The sequence below is a fragment of the Pseudomonas sp. FH4 genome (assembly GCF_000510915.2).
Lineage (GTDB): Bacteria > Pseudomonadota > Gammaproteobacteria > Pseudomonadales > Pseudomonadaceae > Aquipseudomonas > Aquipseudomonas brenneri.
Genome location: NZ_AOHN01000028.1, coordinates 141,238 through 158,245 on the forward strand (window position 1 = coordinate 141,238; position 17,008 = coordinate 158,245).

Consider the following 17,008-nt stretch of genomic DNA (forward strand, 5'->3'; position numbering starts at 1 on the left):
CAGGGGTTTCTATGTCGCAACCGGCACAAAAGCTTCGACTCGGCGCCCTGATTGCGCTGGTGGTGGGCTCGATGATTGGCGGCGGGATCTTCTCGTTGCCGCAAAACATTGCCGCACGGGCAGAGGTGGGGGCGATCCTGATCGGTTGGGGTATCACCGCCATCGGCATGCTGACCCTGGCCTTTGTGTTCCAGACGTTGGCCAACCGTAAACCCAACCTGGATTCAGGGGTGTACGCCTATGCCAAGGCCGGGTTTGGCGACTACATGGGGTTTTCTTCGGCCTGGGGTTACTGGATCAGTGCCTGGATGGGCAACGTCGGCTATTTCGTGTTGCTGTTCAGCACCCTCGGCTATTTTTTCCCAGTGTTTGGCCAGGGCAATACGCCGGTGGCCATTGGCTGTGCCTCGTTGCTGCTGTGGGCTGTGCATTTCCTGGTGCTGCGCGGCATCAAGGAGGCGGCGTTTATCAATCAGGTCACCACCGTGGCGAAGATCGTGCCGCTGCTGATGTTTATCGTCATCGCTGCCGTGGCGTTCAAGGCGGATATTTTCACCCGCGATATCTGGGGCCTGGGCAACCCGGAGTTCGGTGGGGTGATGGACCAGGTGCGCAACATGATGTTGGTCACCGTGTTTGTGTTTATCGGTATCGAAGGTGCCAGCGTGTACTCGGCCCGGGCGGAAAAACGCTCGGATGTGGGGCGCGCCACGGTGATCGGTTTTATCGGGGTGCTGGCGCTGCTGGTGCTGGTCAACGTGTTGTCCCTGGGGATCATGAGCCAGCCGGAGTTGGCCAACTTGCAGAACCCGTCCCTGGCGGGCGTGCTGGAGCATATTGTCGGCCCCTGGGGCGCGATGTTGATCAGCATCGGCCTGGCCGTGTCGTTGCTCGGTGCGTTGCTGTCATGGGCGTTGTTGTGTGCCGAAATTCTCTACGCCACCGCCCACGACAAGACCATGCCGGCCTTCCTGAAAAAGGAAAATGCCAACCGTGTGCCGGTCAATGCCCTGTGGTTGACCAATGTGATGATCCAGATTTTCCTGGTGATCACCCTGTTTTCCGCCAGTACCTACACCACGCTGATCTACCTGGCGTCGTCGATGATCCTGGTGCCGTATTTGTGGTCGGCGGCCTATGCCGTGCTGCTGTGCGGGCGTGGTGAAACCTATGAAAATGCCCACCGCGCGCGCCTCAAGGACCTGCTGATTGGGGTGATTGCACTGGGTTATGCGGTGTGGCTGCTGTATGCCGGTGGCCTGAAATACCTGCTGCTGTCGGCGCTGTTGTATGCGCCGGGGGTGATCCTGTTTGCCCAGGCCAAGCGCGAGCAGGGCCAGCCCCTGTTTACCTTGTTGGAAAAAGGCATTTTCAGCTGTGTGATCGCCGGGGCGAGCCTGGCGGCGTATGGGTTGTACAGTGGCGTGCTGAGCTTGTGAGCATGACGGTTGAATGATTGTGCGGGTGAGGGCCTCATCGCGGGCAAGCCCGCGATGACAATTGCAAGGTCACCACTGGGCCCGATGCGCGCCCAGTTCCCCTGCCGGCAAGTCCCACTGCAGCGGTGTCCCCGTAATTGTCAGCGGCGCCAGCAGCCGATGAGCCGGGCCCCAGGCCGTCTGTTCCACCACCAGGCCTTGATCGCTCGGATCTTCTTCACGCAACGCGGGTTGTTCCACACGGTTTCCCGACTCGACCAACAGCTTCGCCGTGCGCGCCAGCGACAGACGTGACGAACCGCCACGCCCACTGCGCAGGCGTTCGGCCAACGCCTGTATGGCACTGGCGGCCATCAGGTAGCCGGTTGCATGATCCAGCGCCTGCACTGGCAGCGGCACGGGTTTGTTCGCCTGTTTCCACTGCATGCCGGCGTGGGCAATCCCGCTGCTCATCTGCACCAGGCTGTCGAAGCCTCGGCGATTGCGCCATGGGCCGCTCCAGCCGTAGGCGTTCAGGCTGACGTCGATCAGGCCGGGGGCAATCTGCTGCAGTGCGGCGGTGTTGTAACCCAACTGCTCCAGGGCATCGGCCCGGTAGCCGTGGAACAGAATGTCGGCATCCTTGAGCAAGTGCTCGAATAATTGCCGGTCGTTGGAGGTCTTAAGGTCAAGGCGCGCGCAGCGCTTGCCCAGGGTCATTTCCGGCACGACCCCGGGTTCGTTCCAGGTGGGGGCGTCGATACGCAATACGTTGGCGCCAAGGCCGGCGAGAAAGCGACTGGCCACGGGGCCGGCCAGCACGCGGGTCAGGTCCAGCACCTTGATCCCCGCTAACGGGCGCGCCACGCTGCCGCGCCAGGGGATGTTGCTGGCTGCCTCGAAGTGCTGGCGTGCAACCAGGGGCTCCTGGTTGACCGCCAACCCCTGGGGGTGGGCCTGCCAGTCCGGCCATGCGCGCATCTGCGCGGCGCAACCACCTTCATCGACAATCGCGTGTTCCAGCTTGGCCGCGTTCCAGGGGGCTACCTTGAGCGCCATCGCCGCTCGATCCGCGACGTGGCCCAGCACGCGTTCGGCGGCCGCGCGATGATGGGGGGCGTTGGTGTGCAGGCGAATCCAGCCGTCGGCGCAGGCGTAGTCGCCGGCAATCGGGTCCCACAGCGGCGGTACGCTCCAACCGAGCGGACGCAGTGAGCTGGAGAACCAGAATGAGGCCAGGCGCCGGTCCACGTTGACAGTGGGTAGGCGTCCGGTCTGTTGCTCCAGCAGCCGGGCGACGGCCTGGCCTGCTGCACCGATACTGGCACAGGCCAGTTCAGTGACGGCGAAGGTTGAAGGCAGGGCGCCGGCCTCGGTGATGGTCAGCGCGGTGGGTGGCAGATCGAGTGCAACCTCGATGGATGTGAGCAGATCAGTCATCAACGGCCCTCCTTACAAGAAGGGCCATCATAGAAGATCTTCAGGGGAGTGCTGCAACCCCTGGCGTCAGTGGCAATTCCAGAGTGGCGATGAATCCGCCGTCGGGGTGGTTGGCCAGGGTCAGGCTACCGCCGTGACGTTCGGCGGCCCGCCGCGCAATCGCCAGGCCCAGGCCATGGCCGGGGGCCGTTTGCCCGGGGGCGCGGTAAAACGGCTCGCCCAATTGCTTCAAGTGTTCGGCATCGGCGCCGGGGCCATGGTCGCGCACACTGATCACAATCTGTTCGGCTATGCTGCGGGCCTGTATTTCAATCGGCTGGGTAGGCGGGTTGAAGCGCTGGGCATTGCGCAACAGGTTGTCCAGCGCACGTTCGAGCATGTGCGGCCAGCCTTTGAGTGTCAGCACGGGGTCGGCATGCAACTGCACGAGTTGTTCCGGTGCGCTGAGCTGGGCATCTTTTTGCAGGGTATTGAGCAGCGGGTTGAGGTCAACGTCTTCAGGGCTGGCGTTGTCGGCATCGACGCGGGCCAGCACCAGAATCTCGCTGATCAAGGCCTCCAGGCGATCGCATTCGAGGGTCAGGCGCGGCCAGAGTTTTTCCCGCGCCTCAGGGGTGGCCCGTTCGGCCAGGGCCAGGGCGATCCGCAGGCGCGCCAGGGGCGAGCGCAGTTCGTGGGATACATCGCGCAGCAATTGGCGCTGGCTGCCGATCAGGCTTTGCAGACGCGCGCCCATGCGGTTGAAGTCGGTGGCCAGCACCCCAAATTCATCGCGCCGGTTGGCCAGGCGCGCCAGGCTGTTTTGCTGGTACGTGGTCTGGCCCAGATCGTGGACCGCGCCGCGCAGGCGGCTGAGGGGGCGGGTGATCGACAGGGTCACCAGCAGGCTGAACAGGGTCAGTACCACCAGCGCGATCGCCAGCGCACTAAAGGGCCAGAGCAGGCTGCTGCGGTGCCAGGCGTCCAGTTCCGGCAAGGCGATGCGGTAGATCAGCAGGTAGGTGTCGCCGGTTCGTTCACTGGTGTACTCGGCCGTCAGGCGCCGCCAGGGCAGGCGGCTGTCATGGCTGTCATGTTGGCGGGCTTCGAAGGCAGCGGAGCGGCGCGGGAAGGTGCCGCGCACCACCGGGTCACCGCTTTCGTTGAGCACCTGTACATCGACGTGGTACTGGCGCCTGCGTTGTTGCAGCAAGTCCTGGGCGGCGTCCTCGCCTTGGGTTTCATAGACCCGGGTCCATTCTTCGGCCAGGTTATTGAGGCCTGGGTGACGGCTGAGAATCCAGGCGTCCTGGTTGAGCATATGCCCAAGCAGGATCGACAGCCCGGCAACCAGGGCGATGGCCAGCCAGAAACTGGCAAGGATGCGCCAGAAGAGTGAACGCACAGGAAACCCTCAAACAGGAAAAGCCCAGTGGCGCGGGCCACTGGGCTGGGAGGTAGCTAACGCATTATTGCGCTTTTTGCGGTTGTTGCGCTTTCCAGGCCTGGAACTGCTGCCATTCGGCCTTGCGCTCGGCGCGTTTCTTCGCCATTTCGTCGAACTTCTTCTGCTGGTCGGGCTTGAGCAGGGCGCGGATGTCGGCCTGGGTTTTCTGTTTGGCGGCGGCCATCTCGTCGTTCATGGCTTTCTGCTCGGCGGCCGGCAGTTTATCCAGGTATTTCTTGACCAGTTGCTGGCGACCTTCGCGTTGCTCGCCCATCAATTTGCCGATCTGCTGGCGCTGTTCGCGGGTCAGGTCCAGTTGGCTGAAAGGGCCGCCTTTGCCGCGCATGCCGTGTTCACCGCCGTGGCCCGGGCCGCCCATCATATGGCCTTCTGGACCGCCCATCGGGCCTTGGCCTTCTGGCATGGCCATGGCGACGGTAGGCAGGGCGGCAGCGAACATCAAAGCGATAAGGGTCTTGCGCATGGTGTTTCTCCTTGTCTCGGTTCCGGTGAGTCCGGATGTGAGTAGATTACAAAGATCAAGGTCAGCCGCCGTCAGCGCAGGGTAAAGTTTAAGTAAGGAAGGGGCAGCTACAAGTTACGAGCTACAAGCGGCAAGCTAAGAGCTTTTCACTTGTCGCTGCTCTTAAAGACTGTAGTAGTAGCCACGGCTGCGCAGTGCGACGATCCGCGGGCGGCCGTCGGCATGCGGGCCGATTTTCTTGCGCAGGTTGCTGACGTGCATGTCCAGGCTGCGGTCATACAGGGTCAGCTTGCGGCCCAGGGCAATCTGCGCCAGTTCCTGCTTGTCCAGCGGCTCGCCTGGCTGGCGCAGCAAGGCTTCCAACAGACGGCTTTCGGACAGGGTGAGGGTCAGTTCCTGATGGTCGATGGTGACGACACCCCGTACCGGGCTGAAGCACAGGTCGCCCAGTTCCAGTTGGCTCGACACCGCAGTCGGGTGACTGCGGCGCAGGACTGCGCGCAAGCGGGCGGTCAGTTCGCGTGGATCGCATGGCTTGGCCAGGTAATCATCGGCGCCCAGTTCCAGGCCGAGGATCCGGTCCAGGGGCTCGCCCCGGGCCGAGAGCATCAGCACCGGCAATTCCGGGTGGTCGGCGCGCAGTTGCTTGAGCAACTCCAGGCCGCTGCCATCGGGCAGCATCACGTCCAGCACCACGGCCGCCGGAGCGGCCTCGGCCAGGGCCTGGCGTGCGCTCACGCCGTCATGGCAAGCGCGTACCTGGAACCCTTCCTGGCTCAACCAACTGGTCAGCAGCTCACAGAGCTCCTGGTCATCATCTATCAGTAACAGCTCGCTCATGACTCACTCAATTTAGCCATTGTCGACGGCGCCGATGCCCGCCACTGGCGAAGATACCGCACAGCAGGGCAACCAGCGCAACTCCTGCGCCAATCACGAACCACTGCTGCTGATCGGTAAGCCAGCGTGGCAGGGCACCGCCTTGCGCTTCCTTGAGTTGCTGGGCCAGGCGTTGATTGTCCTGGCGCAGCCGGCTCAACTGCGCACTCTCGCGGGTGGCATCGGCAGTTTGCAATTGTTTGTTCAGTTCTTCGCGCAGGCGTTCGCTTTCTTTCAAGCGTTGCTGCAACTCGGTGACCTGGCTGCCGGCACTCAAGGACAGGGGCGTTGAACTGCCGGTGTTCGAGGTTTCTTCAGCATGGGCCGTAGCCCCGATCGTTAACACTGCCAACAGACACAACTGACTTAAGCGCATCGGAACTCCTGATTCCACACGAATATTCAGAACGTTGTCGGCAGGTTACCGAGAATAATGAGCGATTAGGAGTACGCCGAACCCAATAGGTTCAGCGCTACATCGATCAAGGCAGGACTTGTTTGAACGGCTTGATCACGACATCGGCATACACGCCGGCCGCCACATACGGGTCGGCCTTGGCCCAGGCCTGGGCGTCGGCCAGGGAGGCGAACTCGGCGACGATCAGGCTGCCCGTGAAACCAGCGTCGCCCGGATCATTGCTGTCGAGCGCCGGGTGCGGACCGGCGAGCACGATGCGCCCTTCGGCTTGCAGCGCCTTGAGGCGTTCCACGTGTGCCGGGCGCGCGGCCAGGCGTTTTTCCAGGGAGTTGGCGACGTCGGTGGCAATGATGGCGTAGAGCATGTCAGTCCTCGGTTTTTGGCGTGGTAGGGTCGGTGTCATGCAGGTGGCGCGACAGGTAGATGCCCTGGGCAACCAGGAACACCACGGTCATGCCCAGGCTGCCAAACACCTTGAAGTCGACCCAGTAGCTCTGGAAGGTAAAGGCCACGAACAGGTTGGCCGCGCCGCAGAACAGGAAAAACAGGATCCAGGCGATGTTCAGGCGGGTCCAGATCGGCTCCGGCAAGCTCAAGGCGTGGCCCATGATCCGCTTGATCAGCAGGCGGTCGCCAATGAAATGGCTGCCGATAAAGGCCAGGGCGAACAGCCAGTTGACCACCGGGGCTTTCCATTTAAGGAAGGTTTCGCTGTGGAAGGCCAGGGTCAGGCCGCCGAAGACCAGGCAGGCGATGAGGGTCAGCCATTGGCTTTTTTCCAGCTTGCGCTGGGAGATGAAGATCGCGCCGTAGACCACCAGGGAGCTGATGATCAGTACCGCCGTGGCGCTGTAGATGCCGCCGAACGACAGCTCATGGCCGCCGATATCGATGACCCGTGGATCAGTTTTGAAAACGATGAAGAACAGCAACAGCGGGATGAAGTCGATGAATTGTTTCACAGTAAGAGCCAGAAGCTGGATGTGGCGGCATAATAACAAACATCCTTGGTAGCGAAAGCGCCAGCTGACTTGAGGTTACACACTTCCGTGAATGTTGATTTGCACTGCCACAGCACGGCCTCCGACGGCGCCCTGGCGCCCGCGGTACTGGTTGCGCGTGCGTTTGAAAAAGGCGTGCGAGTCTTGTCGTTGACCGACCACGACACCCTTGAAGGCCTGGATGAGGCCCGTAGTGCCGCCACAGCGCTGGGGATGCAACTGGTCAATGGCGTCGAATTGTCCTGCACCTGGGGTGGTGCGACCATTCATGTGTTGGGCTATGGGTTCGACGTCACGGCCCCGCCGCTGGTGGAGGCCATTGCCCGGTTGCACGATGGCCGCTGGCTGCGGTCCGAAGAAATAAGCCGCAAACTGGCGCTCAAGGGCATGCCCAACGCCCTTGAAGGCGCCCGTGCGATCCAGCAGGAACTGGGCGACAGCGGCAACGCCCCGGCCCGCCCGCATTTTGCCGACTGGATGGTGCGCGAAGGTTTCGTCAAGGATCGTGCCGAAGCGTTTCGCAAATGGCTGGGCGCCGGCAAGCTGGGGGACGTCAAGCTGCACTGGCCGACTCTCGAAGACACCGTGGCCACCCTGCGCGCTTCAGGAGCCTGGGTCAGCCTGGCACATCCCTGGCACTACGATTTCACCCGCAGTAAACGCCGCAAGCTGATAGGCGACTATATTCAAGCGGGTGGCCACGCCATCGAAGTGGTCAATGGGCATCAACCCGCCGAACAGGTTGGCAGCCTGGCGATTCTTGCCCGTGAGTTTGGTCTGCTGGTCAGTGCCGGCAGTGATTTCCATGGCCCAGGCGGCTGGTCGGAGATTGGCGAATACCGCCCGGTCCCGGAAGACTTGCCGCTCCTGTGGGGGCGATTCAAGCATGACCCCATTACCGCCACCGTCTGAACAGGTAGAAAACGTGAGTCAATTTTTCCAGATTCACCCGGAAAACCCGCAAGCGCGGCTGATCAAACAGGCTGTGGAGATCATTCGCGCCGGTGGTGTGGTGATCTACCCAACGGATTCCTCCTACGCGATCGGTTGTCAGATCGGCGACAAAAATGCCGTGGAGCGCGTAAGACGCCTGCGCGAGCTCGACAAGAACCACAACTTCGCGCTGATTTGCAGCGATCTGTCGCAACTGGGGCTGTTCGCCAAGGTCGACACGGGCACTTTCCGCCTGCTCAAGGCCCATACGCCGGGGCCCTACACCTTTATCCTCAATGCCACCCGCGAGGTGCCGCGCCTGCTGCTGCACCCCAAGAAGCGCACCATCGGCCTGCGTGTGCCGGAACACCCGATTGCCCTGGCACTGCTGGCGGAACTGGGTGAGCCATTGATGAGTGTTTCGCTGATTATGCCCGGTGAATCCGAGCCGCTGTACGACCCCTACGAAATGCGCCAACTCCTGGAAAAACACGTCGACCTGATCATCGACGGCGGCTATGGCGGCAACAAGGCGTCTACCGTGATCAACCTGGCCGACGGCGAGCCTGAGGTGGTGCGCGTCGGTTGTGGCGACCCCACACCGTTTATGGTCGAGGCCTGAATGTCGTCTGTGGAAACCGTCGACAGCCAGGCCGGCGCCCAGCAAGAACTGCCATTTGCCATGGTCTATGGCCAGGCGGTCATGGAAATGCCCCTGGATTTGTACATCCCGCCGGATGCCCTGGAAGTGTTCCTTGAAGCCTTCGAAGGCCCGCTGGACTTGCTGCTGTACCTGATCCGCAAACAAAACATCAATATCCTCGATATCCCGGTGGCGGAAATCACTCGCCAGTACATGGGGTATGTCGAGTTGATGCAGTCGGTGCGTCTGGAACTGGCTGCCGAGTATCTGGTGATGGCCGCGATGTTGGCGGAGATCAAGTCGCGCATGCTGCTGCCGCGTTCGGAGACGATCGAAGCAGAAGAAGACGACCCGCGCGCCGAACTGATCCGCCGCCTGCAGGAATACGAGCGCTTCAAGGCCGCCGCCGAAGGCATTGACGGCTTGAGCCGTGTCGGTCGTGACGTGGTGGTGCCCAAGCTCGATGCCCCGGAAGCCCGGGCGCGCAAGTTGTTACCGGATGTGAGTCTGGAAGAGCTGCTGATGTCCATGGCCGAGGTGCTGCGCCGTGGCGATATGTTTGAAAGCCACCAGGTCAGCCGCGAAGCCTTGTCCACACGCGAGCGCATGAGTGATGTGCTGGAACGCCTCAAGGGCGGCGGTTTTGTGCCGTTTGTCGAGCTGTTCACCGCCGAAGAAGGGCGCCTGGGGGTGGTGGTGACCTTTATGGCGATCCTTGAACTGGTCAAGGAGTCCTTGGTCGAGTTGGTACAGAATGAGCCTTTTGCGGCTATCCACGTGCGGGCGCGAGCCGAATAACGAGCTGAATCGATGAATCTGACTGAACCCCGCGAACTGGCGCCTTTGTTGGAAGCCTTCCTCTTGGCCTCGGGCAAGCCGCAATCGTTGGAACGCCTGTTCGAACTGTTTGAAGAGGCTGAGCGCCCGGAACCGCCGGTGTTCAAGAAGGCCCTGGAAATCCTGCGCAAATCCTGCGAAGGCCGTGCCTTTGAATTGCGCGAGGTCGCCTCGGGCTACCGCCTACAAATCCGCGAAAAGTTTTCGCCGTGGGTCGGGCGCCTGTGGGAAGAGCGCCCGCAACGTTACTCCCGGGCGATGCTGGAGACCATGGCGCTGATTGCCTACCGCCAACCCATCACCCGTGGCGAGATCGAAGACGTGCGCGGCGTGGCGGTCAACAGCCATATCGTCAAGACGCTGTTGGAGCGCGAGTGGATCCGCATCGTCGGCTACCGCGACGTGCCCGGCAAACCGGCGATGTTTGCCACCACCAAGGTGTTTCTCGATCATTTCAACCTGAAGAACCTCGACGACCTGCCGCCGCTGGCCGAACTGCGCGAGATCGAGGCTGAGCCGGTGCTCGACTTCGACGACGCGCCGGTGCCGGCTGGCTTGCAGGAACTGGCTGATGCCAGCGCCGAGCCGCAAGAGCCGAAGGACGAGACCAGTTTCCATACGCTGCTGTTGGAGCTGGATGATATGGAGCAGGGGATCAAGACCGACTTTGATGACTTGCTGCGCGATGGGGCAGCAGAGCCTGAGACGCCGGTGAACGTTGAAACGGCGCCTGAGGTCGAGCCTGAGCCTGAGGAAGACATCCTCGGCGTTGCGGCCGCCCGCGAAAAACTGCTGGCAGCCGTCGCCGCCCTGGAACAGCCCGAGTTGAGCGATGAAGAGGCCGAAGCCCGGGCACTGGCCGAAGCCATCGAAAACGAACGTCGCGAATTCGAAGACTGACCTGTCCCACCCTTGTAGGAGCTGGCTTGCCTGCGATACAGGCAACTCGGTACTTCAGGCAGACCATGCTGATGCTATCGCAGGCAAGCCAGCTCCCACAGAAAAGCCCTGTGCAGTGAGGTAGTGATGAGCTCCACCAAAGACCCCTGCATCAACATCTGTAAATTCAGCGACGATATCTGCGTCGGCTGCGGGCGCAGCAAGCGCGAGATCCGGGCCTGGAAGAAGCTCGACAAAGTCGACAAGCGCGCGGTATTGGCCGAATCCCAGCTACGGCTGATTGCCCTCGGCGCCACCGGTCGGCGGAAAAGCAAATGACTGGGCACATATCGGCTAGTCTCTGATGCGCAATGCGCGCCATGAGCGTATGATTCGCGACCCTTTGGCGATGCGTTCGCCCAAGACCCAGATTTGAATACTCTTCAGGCCACGCCTGAATCGACACACCGGGAGGTGCTTAAGATGAAAGACCAAGACCAGAACGACAGCCAGGAAATCGGCCCAGCAGGCGAGAAACTGCAAAAAGTCCTCGCCCGTATCGGCGTCGGCTCGCGCCGCGACGTGGAAGCCTGGATCACCCAGAAGCGCATCAAGGTCAACGGCGTCGAGGCCACCCTTGGCCAGCGCGTCGACCTGCATGACGCGATCACCATTGATGGCAAGGTCATCAAGCGTGAAGAGGCCGCCGAATCAGTGCGCCGCGTGATCATGTACAACAAGCCCGACGGCGAGATCTGCACCCGTGACGACCCGGAAGGCCGTCCAACCGTGTTCGACAAGATGCCCAAGCCTAAAGAAGGCCGTTGGATCAATATCGGCCGCCTGGACATCAACACCACCGGCTTGCTGATGTTTACCACCGACGGTGAACTGGCCAACCGCCTGATGCACCCGTCCTACGAGATGGACCGTGAATACGCCGTGCGTGTACGTGGTGAAGTCGATGACGAGATGATCGAGCGCCTCAAGGCCGGCGTCGTGCTGGAAGACGGCCCGGCCAAGTTCACCGACATCAAGCAGGCGCCTGGTGGCGAAGGTTTCAACCACTGGTACCACTGCGTGGTGATGGAAGGGCGTAACCGTGAAGTACGTCGCCTGTGGGAATCCCAGGGTCTGGTGGTCAGCCGTCTGAAGCGCGTGCGTTTCGGCCCGGTGTTCCTCAACTCTGACCTGCCGATGGGTCGCTGGCGCGAAATGAGCCAGTACGAAGTCGACATCCTCAGTGCCGAAGTGGGCCTGACGCCTGTGGCCATGCCGCAGATGAATGCCAAGAGCAAGGACAAGCTGGAGCGTATGCAGCGTAAATCGTCGCGCCCAGTGGCACGCACCGAACGCGTTGCCCGTACCTTGCGCCCGGCCCTGGATGCACCGGCTACTGGCGGTCGCATTTCCCGTCAGCCGCAGATCGAGGGCGATCGTCGTCCATCGGCTCCGGCTCGCCAGGATGGCGAGCGTGCGCCGCGTACTCCGCGTCCAGCCGGCCGTGGCGAAGCGCCAACGGGCGGTCGCAGCAACCGTGGCGATGCAGGCCGTGGGGCGCCGCAGACCGATCGTCCAGCCGAAGGCGCCAAGCGCCCAGCCAAGCCAGCGCCGAAAAAGCGTCCAGGGCTCAAACTGGTGGCTGACGAGCCGTCGGGCAAGCGCCGTGGTGCGCCGGCAGGTTCCGGGCAGCGTCCGGGCTTTGGTCGCAAGAAGCCTTAAGGGCTGCGGCAAGCTGTAAGAAAAAGCGCCAACCTTCGGGTTGGCGTTTTTTTTGCGCCGGATTTTGTGTAGGCGCGAGCTTGCTCGCGAAAAATCAGAGCTGTCGTGGTTATCCAGAATGAATGCAGTGCCTGGGCGTTTCTCGCGAGCAAGCTCGCTCCTACAGATGATGGCAAGCCCGGTCGTCATGAATGCCTTCCGCGCTGTAACAATTATTTTACGGAGGGCCTGAGCCTATGCCTGTCTTGGTCTCGTGGGTTTTTATCTGTAAAGAAAACTTTCCGATCGGTCAACAATCTCCCCGGCAAGGCTCCCTAACCAATCGAGCGGTGTACAATGCGCCGCGTTTTACTGTGACCCCCCTTGCGTACCCACGCAAAAGGCCAACCTCAAGGCTGACCCGCCTTGTTAACTCCGCCTGGCCATAAGCCGGACGGGTTCGATTTCGTCACAGATAAAAACAAACAGGTGACGCATGACCGTAAGAAAGACGCTGAACTCCTGGTGCCTGCGCTGGGGTTTGATCGGCGCTGCTTGAGCAGGTTTCAAAGCAGCATCGTGCAATCAACATCATCAAACCTTGCGTGAGACCCTTTTCATGAGTGCAACCAACTCGCCTTCAGGTGAACTGAAGCGCGGCCTGAAAAATCGTCATATTCAATTGATCGCCCTCGGTGGCGCGATCGGTACCGGCCTGTTCCTGGGCTCGGCGGGGGTGCTGAAGTCAGCCGGCCCGTCGATGATCCTGGGCTATGCCATCTGCGGCTTTATCGCCTTCATGATCATGCGCCAACTGGGCGAAATGATCGTCGAAGAGCCGGTGGCCGGATCCTTCAGCCATTTTGCCCACAAGTACTGGGGCGGTTTCGCCGGTTTCCTGTCGGGCTGGAACTGCTGGATCCTCTATATCCTGGTGGGCATGTCGGAGCTGACGGCTGTCGGCAAATACGTGCATTACTGGTGGCCGGAGATTCCGACCTGGGTCTCGGCGGCGGCATTTTTCGTGCTGATCAATGTGATCAACCTGGCCAACGTCAAAGTGTTTGGCGAGGCTGAGTTCTGGTTTGCGATTATCAAGGTGGTGGCGATTGTCGGCATGATCGCCCTGGGCAGCTATCTGCTGGTCAGCGGCAGCGGCGGGCCACAGGCTTCGGTGAGCAACCTGTGGGAACACGGCGGGTTCTTCCCCCATGGCGTCGGTGGGCTGGTGATGGCCATGGCGATCATCATGTTCTCCTTCGGTGGCCTGGAGATGCTCGGTTTCACCGCCGCTGAAGCAGACCAGCCACGCACTGTGATTCCCAAGGCGATCAATCAGGTGATCTACCGCATCCTGATTTTCTACATCGGCGCCCTGGTGGTGCTGTTGTCGCTGACCCCGTGGGACAGCCTCCTGGCGACACTCAACGCGTCCGGCGATGCCTACAGCGGTAGCCCGTTCGTCCAGGTGTTCTCGATGCTGGGCAGCAACACCGCCGCGCATATCCTCAACTTTGTGGTGTTGACGGCGGCGCTGTCGGTGTACAACAGCGGTACTTACTGCAACAGCCGCATGCTGCTGGGCATGGCCGAGCAGGGCGATGCGCCGGCGGCATTGGCGAAGATCGACAAGCGCGGCGTACCTGTGCGCTCGATCCTGGCCTCGGCAGCAGTCACCCTGGTGGCGGTGCTGATGAACTACTGGATGCCGCAACACGCACTGCAACTGCTGATGTCCCTGGTGGTGGCCACGCTGGTGATCAACTGGGCGATGATCAGCTTCTCGCACTTCAAGTTCCGCCAGCACATGAACCGCACGGGCCAGGTGCCCTTGTTCAAGGCGCTGTGGTATCCCTACGGCAACTATGTGTGCCTGGCGTTCGTGGTGTTTATCCTGGCGATCATGCTGATGACGCCGGGGATTCAGAAGTCGGTGTATGCGATCCCGGTATGGCTGGCGTTCATGTGGGTCTGCTATTTTTTCAAGAATAAGCGCAAGGCTCGGGAAAACCTGAGTGCGGTATCCTCGCTCAACAACTAGCCCACCCTGCAGGAGCCGGTAAGCCGGCTCCTGCAGGTGTCAACGGACCTGCTTTCCATGTTGGTGATCTCCAATAATGTGCACCTGCCCGATGCCGAAATCGAGTTGACGGCCATCCGTGCCCAGGGCGCTGGCGGGCAGAACGTCAACAAGGTCTCCAGCGCAGTGCATTTGCGCTTCGATATTCCGGCCTCGTCACTGCCGCCGTTCTACAAGGAGCGGCTGCTGGCGCTGCGCGACAGCCGTATCACCAGCGAAGGCGTGCTGATCCTCAAGGCCCAGCAATACCGGACCCAGGAACAGAATCGTGCCGATGCCCTGGAGCGCCTGGTGGAGTTGATCCTCAGCGCGACCAAGGTCGAGAAAAAACGCCGCCCGACCAAACCCACCCTGGGCTCGAAAAAGCGTCGCCTGGAATCCAAGACCAAGCGCGGCAGCATCAAGGCCGGGCGCGGCAAGGTGGATTTTTAGCCGGCGTTACGTTCGTCGCGGTATTTGGGGGCCTGGCGATACAGGTACAGGCTCAACAGCAGCCCGGCGAAGGCGGCCAGCGCGGCAAACAAAAAGATCGAGGCAAAGCCGAAACCCGCCGCAATCGCCCCGGCCAGTGGCCCGGTGATGCCTAGGGACAAGTCGATAAACAGCGAGTAGGCACCCACCGCCGCGCCACGGCTGGAGGCGGGTACCAGGTTGACCGCTTCGACCCCCAGCGCCGGAAACACCAGGGAAAACCCGAAACCGCTCAAGGCCGCGCCCGCCAGGGCCAGCTCGGCATTCGGTGCCAGCCACAACAGCAGCAGGCCGAGGGTTTCCACCGACAGGCAGGCAATTGCCACGCGAAAGCCACCAATCCGGTTGATCAAATTACCAAACAGCAAGCGCGCGCCGATAAAGCTGGCGCCGAACAGGCTCAGGCACAGCACGGCGTTGTCCCAGTTCTGGGTCGCGTAATACAGGGTGATAAAGGTGGCGATGGTGCCAAAGCCGATGGAGCCCAGGGCCAACCCGCAGCCGTGGGGCAGTACGCGGCCCAGCACATGCATGAAGGGCAGGCGTTCGCCCACCACGATGGGCGCCGCGACTTTCGGCCAGGCCAGCAGCAGGCCCAGCACCGCCAGTACAATGATGCTGGCGCCCATGCTCCACAGCCCAAGCCGGCTGACCAGCAGCACCCCCAGCGGTGCGCCAATCGCCAGGGCACCGTAGCTGGCGATACCGTTCCAGGAGATGACCTTGGCGGTATTCGCCGCACCGACCCGGCCGATGCCCCAGCCAATGGAGCCCGAGCCCACCAGGCTTTCGGCACTGCCCAGGACCAGACGGCCAATCAACAGGCTGGTCAGGCTCAAGGCCGGCAGATGGGTCAATGCGGCGGATACCAGCATGAATACCCCGCTCAAGCCGCAGCCGGCCAGGCCGTACATCACTGCACGCTTGCTGCCACGGTTATCGATGATGCGTCCGGCATACGGGCGGCTCAACAGGGTGGCCAGGTACTGCACGCTGATCACCAGGCCCGCGATCACGGCGCCAAAGCCCAGGTCGCTGTGGACATAGCCTGGCAGTACGGCCAGGGGAATGCCGATATTCAGGTAGCCGATAAAGGTGAACAGCACGATGGAGACGACTTGCAGCGTGACCGCCATGGGGCGCTGGGTATCTGGCATGGGAAAGATCCACCGTCGCGGCAGGAAAAGATAGGCTGCTTATGATACCGGTGCTTTGCGCTGCGCAGGGAGGCAAAACACAACCCCCGCACAAACTCTGTAGCCGTTATGTTTCGGGGTTGAGCATCCGGGTGGTCACCAGGGCTGCCAGGGCGTTTTCCTGGGTGCCAAAGCGCTTGAGCAGCAGCGCCTGTTTTTCCGGGCTGAGGCGGCTCCATACATCGACCATTTGCAGGGCGGCGCCGAGTATTGCTTCATCGGGGGAGTGCTTGGGGGTGTCAGGCATGTTGCGTGTCTCTTGATTCAGGCGGTGTGGAAAGCGCGCAATGTCACGCTTTCCACACGGTCTGGGTGCTGCGGTCAGTCTTCGCTATCGCTGTCGACCGGTGCTGCTTGTGCTGGCGCTTGTTTATCGCTGCCGGCCTGTTGTGGGGTTGGCTGCTCGGTCTCGTGCAGGCTTGGGAAGGGGAGATTGGGAATCTCGTGCATCGTCGTCGCTCCTCGCAAGGTCTGTTGTGGGATTGCAGATGTGCCACGCTTTTTACAAAGCCTGGGCAGGATACAGCACTGCAAATGACAAAAAGACTTTTATCTCGCCAAATCCACCAACCTTCCTCTGCAACACACAAGTGACAAGAGGTCACACGCTGGCCTGGCGCGCCATGGCGGCCTTGTAGATCGAGTTCCTGGGCTGGGCAAAGACCCGGGCCAGCATCGGTTCGAAAAAGCTCAGGGGCAGGGTGTCATAGGCCGGGTCGAAGGCAGCTGCGTCATACAGGGCGCAGAACTCGATGGTTTGCTCATACTGCGGGTGTTCGCCAAATTGTTCGCGCAGATGGCGATCCATGCCCAGGTGATGAAAGAAATAGTACCCCTGGAAAATCCCGTGCTTTTCCACCATCCACAGGTTCTGTGGGCTGACGAACGGTTTGAGGATCGCGGCGGCAATGTCCGGGTGATTGTAGGAGCCCAGGGTGTCACCAATGTCATGGAGCAGTGCGCAGACCACATATTCTTCGTCGCGGCCATCGTGCCAGGCGCGGCTGGCGGTTTGCAGGGAATGGGTCAGGCGGTCCACCGGGAAACCGCCGAAGTCGCCCTCCAAAAGCCGCAGGTGCGCCAGGATGCGCCCGGGCAGTTGTCGGGCGTAGGCACTGAAATCGGCGGCGATGATTGCCCAGTCTTCCTGGGTGCCGTCCTGCATATGAGTGAAGCGGGCCTGCTGGTTCATCGGCGTGTCT

20 protein-coding genes are annotated in these 17,008 nt (G+C 61.5%); 9 read left to right on the plus strand and 11 right to left on the minus strand.

The features are described from left to right. Positions 1-11: 11 nt before the first annotated feature. The gene (arcD, locus tag H097_RS22295; protein WP_032862524.1) at positions 12-1,439 is read left to right on the plus strand and encodes an arginine-ornithine antiporter; all 1,428 of its coding nucleotides are present in this window, start codon (positions 12-14) and stop codon (positions 1,437-1,439) included. Positions 1,440-1,508: 69 nt separating this feature from the next. Here the strand turns inward: arcD and H097_RS22300 are convergent, their stop codons facing one another. The 7 genes from H097_RS22300 to H097_RS22330 form a co-directional block, all read right to left on the minus strand. Further along, entirely contained in the window at positions 1,509-2,858 is a 1,350-nt protein-coding gene (locus H097_RS22300; protein ID WP_032862525.1) for a CoA transferase, read from the minus strand. A 40-nt stretch (positions 2,859-2,898) separates the two neighbouring features. Next, positions 2,899-4,242, minus strand: coding sequence for a HAMP domain-containing sensor histidine kinase (locus H097_RS22305; RefSeq protein ID WP_032862526.1), 1,344 nt, complete (start codon positions 4,240-4,242; stop codon positions 2,899-2,901). 64 nt (positions 4,243-4,306) lie between these two features. Next, positions 4,307-4,768 (minus strand): LTXXQ domain protein, encoded by a 462-nt coding sequence (locus H097_RS22310; RefSeq protein ID WP_032862527.1) that lies wholly within the window; start codon positions 4,766-4,768, stop codon positions 4,307-4,309. Between the two features lie 162 nt (positions 4,769-4,930). After that, complete coding sequence (locus H097_RS22315) at positions 4,931-5,608, minus strand: response regulator transcription factor (RefSeq protein ID WP_032862528.1); 678 nt, start codon at positions 5,606-5,608, stop codon at positions 4,931-4,933. A gap of 7 nt (positions 5,609-5,615) precedes the next feature. Then, positions 5,616-6,023: a translation initiation factor 2 gene (locus H097_RS22320; RefSeq protein ID WP_032862529.1), complete on the minus strand. Its 408-nt coding sequence runs from the start codon at positions 6,021-6,023 to the stop codon at positions 5,616-5,618. A 106-nt stretch (positions 6,024-6,129) separates the two neighbouring features. Continuing rightward, positions 6,130-6,429: a YciI family protein gene (locus H097_RS22325; RefSeq protein ID WP_032862530.1), complete on the minus strand. Its 300-nt coding sequence runs from the start codon at positions 6,427-6,429 to the stop codon at positions 6,130-6,132. Position 6,430: 1 nt separating this feature from the next. Then, positions 6,431-7,027 carry a septation protein A gene (locus H097_RS22330; protein ID WP_032862531.1) on the minus strand — a complete coding sequence of 199 codons (597 nt, stop codon included), beginning with the start codon at positions 7,025-7,027 and terminating at the stop codon, positions 6,431-6,433. A gap of 87 nt (positions 7,028-7,114) precedes the next feature. Here H097_RS22330 and H097_RS22335 point away from each other — a divergent pair, with 87 nt between their 5' ends. From H097_RS22335 to arfB, 8 genes are all read left to right on the plus strand, one after another. Next, positions 7,115-7,978 (plus strand): PHP domain-containing protein, encoded by an 864-nt coding sequence (locus tag H097_RS22335; protein WP_032862532.1) that lies wholly within the window; start codon positions 7,115-7,117, stop codon positions 7,976-7,978. Positions 7,979-7,991: 13 nt separating this feature from the next. Beyond that, positions 7,992-8,621 carry an L-threonylcarbamoyladenylate synthase gene (locus H097_RS22340; protein WP_032862533.1) on the plus strand — a complete coding sequence of 210 codons (630 nt, stop codon included), beginning with the start codon at positions 7,992-7,994 and terminating at the stop codon, positions 8,619-8,621. Between the two features lie 120 nt (positions 8,622-8,741). Then, entirely contained in the window at positions 8,742-9,440 is a 699-nt protein-coding gene (locus H097_RS22345; protein ID WP_169851199.1) for a ScpA family protein, read from the plus strand. Positions 9,441-9,452: 12 nt separating this feature from the next. Then, a complete protein-coding gene (scpB, locus tag H097_RS22350; protein ID WP_032862535.1) occupies positions 9,453-10,379 on the plus strand; it encodes an SMC-Scp complex subunit ScpB in 927 nt (308 codons plus the stop codon). Between the two features lie 126 nt (positions 10,380-10,505). Then, complete coding sequence (locus H097_RS22355; RefSeq protein WP_032862536.1) at positions 10,506-10,697, plus strand: DUF1289 domain-containing protein; 192 nt, start codon at positions 10,506-10,508, stop codon at positions 10,695-10,697. Positions 10,698-10,841: 144 nt separating this feature from the next. Further along, positions 10,842-12,080: a 23S rRNA pseudouridine(2605) synthase RluB gene (gene rluB, locus H097_RS22360; RefSeq protein ID WP_029296351.1), complete on the plus strand. Its 1,239-nt coding sequence runs from the start codon at positions 10,842-10,844 to the stop codon at positions 12,078-12,080. Positions 12,081-12,678: 598 nt separating this feature from the next. After that, on the plus strand, positions 12,679-14,100 hold the full coding sequence (locus tag H097_RS22365) for an amino acid permease (protein ID WP_032862537.1): 1,422 nt from the start codon (positions 12,679-12,681) through the stop codon (positions 14,098-14,100). Between the two features lie 57 nt (positions 14,101-14,157). Beyond that, complete coding sequence (arfB, locus tag H097_RS22370; RefSeq protein WP_032862538.1) at positions 14,158-14,571, plus strand: alternative ribosome rescue aminoacyl-tRNA hydrolase ArfB; 414 nt, start codon at positions 14,158-14,160, stop codon at positions 14,569-14,571. Here arfB and H097_RS22375 read toward each other — a convergent pair. From H097_RS22375 to H097_RS22385, 4 genes are all read right to left on the minus strand, one after another. Next, positions 14,568-15,767, minus strand: coding sequence for an MFS transporter (locus H097_RS22375; protein ID WP_032862539.1), 1,200 nt, complete (start codon positions 15,765-15,767; stop codon positions 14,568-14,570). The two genes, arfB and H097_RS22375, sit on opposite strands and share 4 nt — an antisense overlap. 106 nt (positions 15,768-15,873) lie before the next feature. Next, positions 15,874-16,053 (minus strand): hypothetical protein, encoded by a 180-nt coding sequence (locus H097_RS22380; RefSeq protein ID WP_032862540.1) that lies wholly within the window; start codon positions 16,051-16,053, stop codon positions 15,874-15,876. A gap of 74 nt (positions 16,054-16,127) precedes the next feature. Beyond that, positions 16,128-16,256 carry a hypothetical protein gene (locus tag H097_RS29045; RefSeq protein WP_262975313.1) on the minus strand — a complete coding sequence of 43 codons (129 nt, stop codon included), beginning with the start codon at positions 16,254-16,256 and terminating at the stop codon, positions 16,128-16,130. A 151-nt stretch (positions 16,257-16,407) separates the two neighbouring features. Next, positions 16,408-16,998, minus strand: a complete 591-nt coding sequence (locus tag H097_RS22385; protein ID WP_032862541.1) for a phosphohydrolase — start codon at positions 16,996-16,998, stop codon at positions 16,408-16,410. Positions 16,999-17,008 lie beyond the last annotated feature (10 nt).